The organism is Cupriavidus campinensis (assembly GCF_905397395.1).
Taxonomy (GTDB): domain Bacteria; phylum Pseudomonadota; class Gammaproteobacteria; order Burkholderiales; family Burkholderiaceae; genus Cupriavidus; species Cupriavidus campinensis.
The window spans coordinates 1-8,797 of the sequence record NZ_CAJPVH010000103.1 but is presented as its reverse complement, the minus strand read 5'-3'; the positions used below and the strand labels follow the sequence as shown (position 1 = coordinate 8,797).

Sequence of the window (8,797 nt, the reverse complement as noted above, 5' to 3'; positions counted from 1 at the left end):
ACAATCATGACCGCATCAAGCTCAAACTAAAAGGGCTGAGTCCCGTGCAATACAGGACTCAGCCCTTTCCGGCCTAGCCATCAACCGTCCAACTTCTGGGGGTCAGTTCACGATGGCGGGCGTCTTTTTTAACATCGGGCGTACCCGTTTCTGCGTGAGCCGATTACTCCGGCTGGATGTTCGCCGACTTGATGATCCGGCCCCATTTGGCCGATTCCTGGCCCTGGAACTTGGCCAGTTCGGCCGGCGTGCTCGTGAATACCTCGGTGCCGGTTGACTGATAGAACGTGGACGCAGTGTCGCTCTTCGCCGCCTTCACCAGCAGCTGGTTGAGCTTGGTCACCACCGCCGGCGGCGTGCCGGCCGGTGCGTAGGCCGCGAACCAGTAGCTCATCTCGTAGCCCTTCACCCCCGCCTCGTCGATGGTCGGCACGTCCGGCGCCAGCGGCGAGCGCGCCTTGCCCGACACGCCCAGCGCGCGCAGCTTGCCCGACTTCACCTGCGGCAGGCCGGTGGCGGTGTCCGTGATCATCATCTGAATCTGGTTGCCGAGCAGGTCCGTAATCGCCAGCGGATTGCTCTTGTACGGCACGTGCAGCAGCTGCACGTTCGCCATCTGCTGGAACAGCTCCCCCGCGATGCGCGACGACGAACTGCCGCTGCCGAAACTCAGCTTGCCCGGCTCCTTCTTGGCCAGCGCGATGAACTCGCCCACGGTCTTGGCCGGCACCTGCGGGTTCACCACCATGATCTGGCCGCCCCGGCCCAGCGCCGTCACGGGCACGTAGTCCTTCACGGGGTCGTAGGGCAGCTTCTTGAACAGGTGCTCGTTGGCGGCGTGGGTGGTGTTGGTGGTGATCAGCACCGTGTAGCCGTCCGGGCTGGCCTTGGCCACGTCACTGGCGGCGATGAAGCCGTTGGCGCCGGGCTTGTTGTCCACCACCACGGTGACCTTGCTGTCCACGGTAATGGCCTGGCCTACGGCGCGGGCGAGCTGGTCCGTGGCGCTGCCGGCCGCGAACGGCACGACGAAGCGGATCGGCTTGTCGGGGTAGTCGGCCCAGGCGCTGCCGGCCGGCAGGGCCAGGCAGGCAAGCGCGACCAGGGTAAGCGGGGTGAGCGGGCTGCGGAATCCGTACATCGTTGTCTCCTCGATTTGTTGTAAGAGGTCGCTGGATCAGGAAGGAAGCGAAAAATCGATCAGGAAGTGCCAACGCAAAGGCGCGGCGGCACGGGAATCGGCAGGCCCAGCAGCAGGAACGCGAGCGCCTTGCCGTGCGTGTCGAGATTCAGGGCGTCGTTGACGCCGCCGTCGAGCACGCCATCGATGACGAAATTCATCGCCTGGATGGACGGCACGACGTAGCGCATCACCGCCGTGGGCTGGCGGTGGGCGAACAGGGCCCGCACGGCGTCTTCGGTCACATGGGTCACGAGGTGATCGAAGTCACGCGCGTCGTAGGCGATGACGCTGATGTTGGAGCGGTCGCCCTTGTCGCCGGTGCGGCCGTGGGCAAACTGGTAGAGCGGGGCGGTAGCGGTGGCAGTCATGGCGGTCTCCGGTCAGGCAACGAGGACGTGGGTGGGCGACACCGCATCGCGCGGCACCAGGCACGACATCGCATTGAGCCGCGCCCGCAGCGCGGTGCGCACGCCGCCGCCGCCGGCCGGGCCGCAGGTGTAGAGCGCGTTGACCTCGCGCAGCAGCGTCTGGGCCACCGCCTTGTCCTCGTGGGCAAGCGCGGCGCGCAGGCGCACGTCCTGCGCGGCGGCCTCGCCCGGCTGGGGCGCCGCCAGCATGGCGCCGCCATCGTCGGCAAACACGCTCAGCACGCCAATCAGGTCGAAGCGAATCGGCACATCGTGGCCGAGGCCCTGCATCCGCTTGCGCAGGATGTCGGCCGCCAGCCGGGCGCGCGCCGCCGCGTTGGGCCCCGCGTAGGAAATCTCGCCTTCGGCGAACCATCCGCCCTGATAGAACAGGTTGGCCTTGAGCTGCTCGGGCCGGGGGTGGCCGTGGATGTTGCGCACCGCCACGCGGTCCGGGCCGATCTGGGACACGGTCACGGCGCCGATGTCGGCCACCACGTCCGGCGTCAGGTAGGCGCTCGGATCGTGGACTTCGTACAGCAGTTGCTCCTTCACCGTGCGGAGGTCCACGCAGCCGCCAGTGTTGGCCGCCTTGAAGATCTCGATGCCGCCGTCGGCGTCGAGCTGGGCGATGGGAAAGCCTACCGCGTGCACGTCCGGCACGTCCTTCATGCCCGGATCGGCAAAGTAGCCGCCGCTGACCTGGGCGCCGCATTCGAGCAGGTGGCCGGCCATGGTGGCGGCGGCCAGGCGGTCCCAGTCGTCCCAGGCCCAGCCGAAGTGCGCCATGGCCGGCCCCACGGCCAGGGCGGGGTCGGCCACGCGGCCGCAGACCACGACCTGCGCGCCGTCGCGCAGGGCATCGGCAATGCCGCGCGCGCCGATATAGGCGTTGGCGCAGACAAAGCGCGCTTCCGGGAAGGACGGGCCCACGATGCCGCGCAGCACGGCGCGGCCGGCGTCGTGCGAGAGGTCGTCCCCCTCCACCACGGCCACGCGGGGCGCTTCGAGCCCAAGCTGCGCCGCCAGCGTGCCGATGCGCCGCGCCGCCGCGCGCGGGTTGGCCGCGCCAAAGTTGCCGACGATGGGGATGCCGTTGGCCAGGCACAGGCCGAGTACGGGCGTCAGGAGCTGGTCGAGCAGCGGCTCGTAGCCGTGCTCGGGATCGCTGCGCCGCGCCAGTTGCGCCAGCGCCAGCGTGCGTTCGGCCAGCGTCTCGAAAATCAGCGCCGCCGGGCCACCGGCGGCAATCAGCGTGCGCACCACGGGCAGGGCGGCATCGGTGCGGTCGCCGGAGAAGCCGGCGCCGGAGCCGATCAGCAGGGGAGCAGTCATGGGCGATCGCGGAAAGAGGGGAGAAGGCGATCCGATTCTAGGCCCCGCCAGTCCCACCATCAAACAGATCATTTGGATTAATCTATCGGTTCTGTGGATAAATCCAGCCCGCCATGATCCCGAACCTGTCGGTCAAGCACCTGCGCGCCTTCGTGGCGCTGGCCACGCACCGCAATTTCACGCGCGCGGCGCAGGCGTGCCACCTCTCCCAGTCCGCCTTCAGCACGCTGGTGCAGACGCTGGAGGAGCAGGCCGGCAGCCGGCTGTTCGAGCGCACCACGCGCCATGTGGAGTTGAGCGCGGACGGCCGCCGCTTCGAGGAAGTGGCGCGCCGGCTGCTGGCCGATTTCGAGACGGCGTTCGAGGACCTGCGCGACCACGCCGAGCGCCGCAAGGGCCGCGTGGCCATCGCCGCGCTGCCCTCGCTGGCGGGCGGCGACCTCCCGCCGCTGCTCGCCGACTTCCATCGCCGCTACCCGGGCATCTCGCTGGAACTGCACGACCAGCTGGCCGATGGCTGCATCGACCTCGTGCGGCGCGGCCAGGCGGATTTCGCGCTGGCCCCGGCGCCGGCCCAGGATGCCGACCTGCGCATCGAGCCGCTGGTGCACGACAACTTCCATCTGGTCTGCCCCGCCGACCATCCGCTCGCGGCCAAGCGGCGCATCGCGCCGCAGGCGCTGGCCGGGCTGCCGTTCATCCAGCTGTCACGCACGAGCAGCGTGCGCCAGCATCTGGATGCGGCGCTGCACCCGCTGCGCGTCAATGGCGTGATGGAGGTGGAGCACCTGGCCACCGTGGCGGCGCTGGTGGAGGCGGGGCTGGGGGTGTCGGTGGTACCGGCGCTGGCGCTGTTCCAGTTCCGGAGGGAGGGACTGGCGGTGCGGCCGTTACAGATGCCGTCGCTGGTGCGCGACATCTGCCTGGTGCGGCTCAAGGAGCGGGGCGATTCAGCCGCCGCGGCGGCGATGATCGACTGCCTGCGTCAGAAGTGGCCGAGGTAGCCGCCATCGACGGCCAGCACCTGCCCGCTGACGTACGACGCGGCCGGTGAGGCGAGGAAGACCGCCGCGCCGGCCACTTCGTCCGGCTGGCCCCAGCGGCCCAGCGAGGTCCGGTTGCGCAGCCATTCGGCGACCGTGCCGTCGGCCACCATCGACTGGTTCGGCTCGGTGGCGAAATAGCCGGGCGCGATGGCGTTGACGGTGATGCCGTGGCGGCCCAGATCCGCCGCCATGGCGCGCGTGAGGGCGTCCAGCCCGCCCTTGGTGGCCGGGTAGAGCACGTCGTTGGCGCGCGCCACCTGTCCGGCGATCGACGAGACATTGACGATGCGCCCGTACTGCCCGCGCTGCATCAGTTGCGCGGCGTGGCGGCACAGCGTGTAGGGGGCGACGAGGTTGGTCTCGAGCATGGCGCGCAGGTCGCCGGCGTCGAGGTCGGCCATCGAGGCGCGGTTGCGGGTGCCGGCGTTGTTGACCAGGATGTCGAGCCGGCCCGGCCGGGTAGCGAAGGCCGCGAAGGCGGCGGCGACGGCTGCTTCGTCGGTGATGTCGAGCGGCAGGGCCTCGGCGCTGCCGCCGCTGGCCTGCAACTGCGCCACGGTGTCCGCCACGCGGTCGGCGCTGCGGGCGCAGACCAGCACGTGGGCGCCGGCGGCGGCGAGGCCGGCGGCAATCGCGCGGCCAAGGCCCTGCGCGCCGCCGGTGACCAGCGCGACGCGGCCATCGAGCGAAAATGGGGACGGAGAGACTGCGGAGGAAATCGGCATGCGGCGACTATACCGCAGCGCAGCAGCCCGAAAAACACCCCGGCCTGGCGCCGGGGTTCCCTGATACGTCAGCGAATCAGCTTGCCCGTGGACGAGACGATCGACATCTCCACGAACGACGAGCCGGTGTGGCGCGTGGGGCTGTAGCTGATCAGGATGCCGCCGAGGTCGTAGTCACGCAGCCCTTCCAGCGCGGTCACCAGCTTCTCGCGCGTGGGCTCCGTCCCGGCGCGGCGCAGCCCTTCCACGAGCACCTTGGCCGACATGAAGCCTTCCATGCCCGCGTTGCTCGGCTCCACGTTCTGGGCCTTGGCCATGCTGCGGTACTCGCTGGCGATGCTCATCTGGCTGGAGTTCATGCCCGGCACCACCTGCGTGATGATCAGCCCGCGCCCGTCATCGCCCAGTTCCTTGATGAAGGAGTCGGCGGCATTGTTGGAGAGCGTGACGAACTGCGACTCGCTGCCGGCGCGCTTCAGCTCCTTGATGATGCGCGCGGCTTCCGAGCCCGAGCCGATCACCATCACGGCCTGCGGATTGGCCTTGTGGACGTTGGCCACGCCCTGGCCGATATCGCCCATCGGCCGGTTGAACGAGGCCGACGCCGCCGGCTGCACGCCGCGCGCCTGGAGCGCGGTGGTGAAGCCTTCGAACACATCCTGCCCGAAGCCGTCGTTGGCGTAGAAGATGGCGATCCGGCTCATGCCGGACGTGGCAAGGTGGTTGATGGCGCGGGCCACCTCGTCCTGGTACTTGGCGCGCACGTTGAACACGTAGCGGTTGACGGGGCGGTGCAGCGTGATGGCGCCGGTCAGCGGGGCCACCAGGGGCACCTTTTCCGCGCCGATGATCGGCAGGATGCTTTCGTTCTGCGGCGTGCCGCGCACCATGAACAGCGCGAAGACCTTGTCCTCGGCAATCAGCTTGCGTACGTTGTCAGGGGTGCGCTTGGCGTCGAAGCCATCGTCGTAGGTCACCAGCTCGATGCGGCGCCCGGCCACGCCGCCGTTGGCGTTGATGGTCTTCAGGTAGACCTGCGCCCCGGCGATCTGCTCCTTGACCGAGCCGGCCACCGGGCCGGTCACGCCGGCCGACTGGCCGATGCGGATGGTGCCCTTGCTGATCCCCGGTTCCGCGTGCGCGGTGTGCACCGCCACGGGCGCGACCAACCCCAGCGTGGCGGCAAGCATGCCGCACGCAAAGCTCCTTGCGTTCATTGTGACCCCTCCAAAAGCTGCTGGCTGACTAGTAATTTTTTGCCGCTGCGGCACGCGGCGCATCCCGTGAGGACGGCCGCGCGATGCCCGCAACTTACCTCAACGGGGGTAAATGTTCAAACATTCAGGCGGGGAGGGTCGGGAGGGGTGTTGCTGCGGCAGCACACCGTTTGCCGGGAATGCTCCGGGTGCCGGCGCGGGTGTGGCCGCAGCATGGCGCACGACAAGCCGTGCGCCGTGGCGCGCCACGGCGGCGCGCAGGCTAAGCATTGCAATGCAGCGAAGGGGCCCTGGTGCGCTCAGGGGAACGCCGGCACTGCGGGGTCCATCCCGGCGAAGCGGGCTTCCGGATGGGCGCGCTGGAGCAGCATCTCGATTTCCTCGATGCGGCCACGCGGCACGTCCACCATCAGCAGGAGCTTGCCCGCCTCGATGTCCTTCTCGAAGGCACGCAGCCGGCTGTTGGGGGCCGAGCTGCCGATCATGCTCGAGGCCCAGGCCCCGAACACGGCGCCCAGCACGGCCAGCACGCCGACCAGGCCCCACTGCGGCGTGTCGCTGACGATGGGGAACATCGCCACCACCACGCCGGCCACGATCCCCACGCCACCGCCCACCATCAGCCCCATCTCGGCGGCGTGGACGATGTCGGAGGTCTGGAACAGGTTCGCCTCGTGCAATCCGGTCATGTCGGAACCATCGCGCGCCACGAAATGGATGTGGCGGTTCTCGATGCGGGCCAGCAGCAAGTCGTCCATGGTGCGGCGGGCGCTTGGCAGGTCGGGCAACAACCAGAAGATGCGTTTGCGCATGGCTTGTCTCCTCTTCAGGCTCAGGCCGCCCCGGCTTGGGTATCCGTCGGCGGGACGGGATAGGTCCGTTCTACTCCGTTCGCGGATCGAGTGCAAGGCGCGCTGCGGCACGCTCCGTGGTGACGCGCGCTTGAAACATCGCGCATGCGCGCCGCGCGTCACTCACGGTATTTGCCTGCGTCAGAATGTGATCGGCAGGCGCAGCGTGACAGTCAGGTCGGGGGTGTCGCGGGTCAGGCCGGCGCCCACCGACAGGTTCAGCGTGTAGCGTTGGTTGAAGCGGTACGAGTAGCCCACCAGCAGCGTGCCCTGCGTGATGCGCACCGAGCCCGGAATGGTCTGCCCGTTCTGCTTGGTCGGCCAGATGATGCTCTGGTCATAGCCGATACTGAACGACGCATGCTCGTTCAGCGAGAGGCCCATGCCGAAGTTGAACTGGAAGATATCGCCCGGGGCGATCTTGCCGAGCGACTCGGTCTCGCCGTTCAGCACGGTGCGGCTGACGTTGTCCCGCGCGAAGTTGTGCAGGTAGCTGAAGGTGCCGAAGAACACCGCCGGATCGGTCGGCAGCAGCCAGGTCACGCCCGGCTGGATCGCCTGGAAGCCGGTGCCCGTCGGCATGCCCAGCGGCAGGCCGGTGCCGGTGGTATTGCTGACGCAGCGCGTCACGCAATCGGTCACCACTTCGAACGGATCCCGCCCGGTGTTCGACTTGTAGCGCAGCCAGCCGATGAAGTACGGCATCTTCTCGTTGCCGTAGTTGAGCTGGTAGCGCAGCGTCGCCTCCACGTCGCCCAGGCCGCTGCCGCTGGAGTTGAACACGTTGTCGAACGCGCTGCCGGTGAAGACTTCCCGGCTCACGGTCTGCGACTTCGAGCTGACGTAAGGGATCTTGGCTTCGATCTCGAGCCGCTTGGTCAGGCCGTAGCGGAACGCCACGGCGCTGAGGTAGGTGGTGGTCTTCACCTCGCGCACATCGATCAGGCCGATCAGCACGGCCGGGATCACCGTGTAGCCGACCAGCGCCACGCGGTTGTTCGACGAATAGCCGTACTGGAAGCTCGGCTCCACCACCAGGCTGCCTTGGGCCGTCAGCACGCCAGGCTGGTCGAAGATCGGGGCGATCTCGGGCGGACGGCCGTCCGACACCGGCGCGCGGCCCACCGGCTCCTCGGCGCCGGCGAGGGACTCGCCCTGCTGGGCGCCCTGCGCCACGTTGTTTGGCGGGACCTGGTTCTGCGGGTCGCCCGGCCCCGCAGGCGGCTGCTGGGCCTGCTGCTGCATGCCCTGCTGCACCGTGTTGTTGATCTGGGTGGCGCTGCTGCCGGCGGCGGCCGCGGCCGAATTGGTGGACACATCGGCGCCGGTACGCTGGCCGCCGCGCTTGCGCGCGAGGGCGTCCGGGCTGATGGTGTTGCGCAGCTCGCGGATGGTGGCTTCCTGCTCCGCCAGCGCGCGCTTCATCGCTTCGAGCTGCCGGGACTGTTCGGTCAGTTCCTTCTGCAGCGTCTCCAGCCGGGCGGCGGCCGGTGGCCCCGCATCCGGCGGTGTCTGGGCGTGGCTCATGCCGCCCAGCAACAGCATCGTCGAGCAGCCGGCAAAACGGATGCCCTGCAGCGAACGCTTCTTCATGACGTCTTCCTCCCCCGGGGACGGCGGGCTGTCTCGCAGGAGCCCGCAACCTGTACCGCTTGTCCGCGTATTCGCGACTTACCTCATGCTGGCTGTCCTTTGGATGACACTGTTCAGCGCAGTATTTGCCATCTGCGTGCGGAACGCCGCCAGCGTGTTCACGCTGGCGTTGATTGTCATCAGGCTCTGAATGCTCTGGTTGTTAAGCGTATTCTGGATCACGGTGCCCGGCATGTTCGCCATCGCACCAACGTTGGCCATATTGCCCGCACCGTTCTGCACGATGTTCGTCATGCCGTTGGTGACCACCGTGCCGGTGGCCGTGGCCACGGCCTGCGAAGCCATGCCCGCCGCGCCCTGTGCCGTGGCATTGGCGCCCTGCGCGGCTGCGTTGGCCGCCGCCTGGGCCGTGCCTGCCGCCCCCTGGGCGCTGGCCGCCG

Annotated in this window: 9 protein-coding genes and 1 pseudogene; 2 read left to right on the top strand and 8 right to left on the bottom strand. The window is 68.7% G+C overall.

What is annotated here, in order from left to right; translation table 11 throughout:
• On the top strand, nucleotides 1-77 hold a 77-nt coding region (locus KHO18_RS27465; RefSeq protein WP_211944253.1), incomplete at its 5' end, for an IS3 family transposase.
• 86 nt (nucleotides 78-163) lie between these two features.
• Here the strand turns inward: KHO18_RS27465 and KHO18_RS27460 are convergent.
• From KHO18_RS27460 to KHO18_RS27450, 3 genes are read right to left on the bottom strand one after another with little or no spacing between them, the layout of a single operon-like run.
• Nucleotides 164-1,141, bottom strand: coding sequence for a Bug family tripartite tricarboxylate transporter substrate binding protein (locus KHO18_RS27460; protein ID WP_144201149.1), 978 nt, complete (start codon nucleotides 1,139-1,141; stop codon nucleotides 164-166).
• A gap of 59 nt (nucleotides 1,142-1,200) precedes the next feature.
• Complete coding sequence (locus tag KHO18_RS27455) at nucleotides 1,201-1,551, bottom strand: AtuA-related protein (RefSeq protein ID WP_144201147.1); 351 nt, start codon at nucleotides 1,549-1,551, stop codon at nucleotides 1,201-1,203.
• A 12-nt stretch (nucleotides 1,552-1,563) separates the two neighbouring features.
• Nucleotides 1,564-2,925: an acyclic terpene utilization AtuA family protein gene (locus KHO18_RS27450; RefSeq protein ID WP_211944252.1), complete on the bottom strand. Its 1,362-nt coding sequence runs from the start codon at nucleotides 2,923-2,925 to the stop codon at nucleotides 1,564-1,566.
• Between the two features lie 113 nt (nucleotides 2,926-3,038).
• On the opposite strand from KHO18_RS27450, the gene KHO18_RS27445 reads away from it, so the two are divergent.
• Nucleotides 3,039-3,929 (top strand): LysR family transcriptional regulator, encoded by an 891-nt coding sequence (locus KHO18_RS27445; RefSeq protein ID WP_092294283.1) that lies wholly within the window; start codon nucleotides 3,039-3,041, stop codon nucleotides 3,927-3,929.
• On the opposite strand, the gene KHO18_RS27440 is transcribed toward KHO18_RS27445, so the two are convergent.
• The 5 genes and pseudogenes from KHO18_RS27440 to KHO18_RS27420 all read right to left on the bottom strand — a co-directional run.
• Entirely contained in the window at nucleotides 3,911-4,696 is a 786-nt protein-coding gene (locus KHO18_RS27440; RefSeq protein ID WP_211944251.1) for an SDR family oxidoreductase, read from the bottom strand. The two genes, KHO18_RS27445 and KHO18_RS27440, sit on opposite strands and share 19 nt — an antisense overlap.
• 68 nt (nucleotides 4,697-4,764) lie before the next feature.
• Nucleotides 4,765-5,913 carry an ABC transporter substrate-binding protein gene (locus KHO18_RS27435; protein WP_211944250.1) on the bottom strand — a complete coding sequence of 383 codons (1,149 nt, stop codon included), beginning with the start codon at nucleotides 5,911-5,913 and terminating at the stop codon, nucleotides 4,765-4,767.
• A 299-nt stretch (nucleotides 5,914-6,212) separates the two neighbouring features.
• Nucleotides 6,213-6,725, bottom strand: a complete 513-nt coding sequence (locus tag KHO18_RS27430) for a DUF1269 domain-containing protein (RefSeq protein ID WP_144201139.1) — start codon at nucleotides 6,723-6,725, stop codon at nucleotides 6,213-6,215.
• Nucleotides 6,726-6,905: 180 nt separating this feature from the next.
• Complete coding sequence (locus KHO18_RS27425) at nucleotides 6,906-8,357, bottom strand: acetate kinase (RefSeq protein ID WP_211944249.1); 1,452 nt, start codon at nucleotides 8,355-8,357, stop codon at nucleotides 6,906-6,908.
• Nucleotides 8,358-8,435: 78 nt separating this feature from the next.
• Nucleotides 8,436-8,797 (bottom strand): annotated as a pseudogene (locus KHO18_RS27420) (hypothetical protein); the annotation flags it as partial.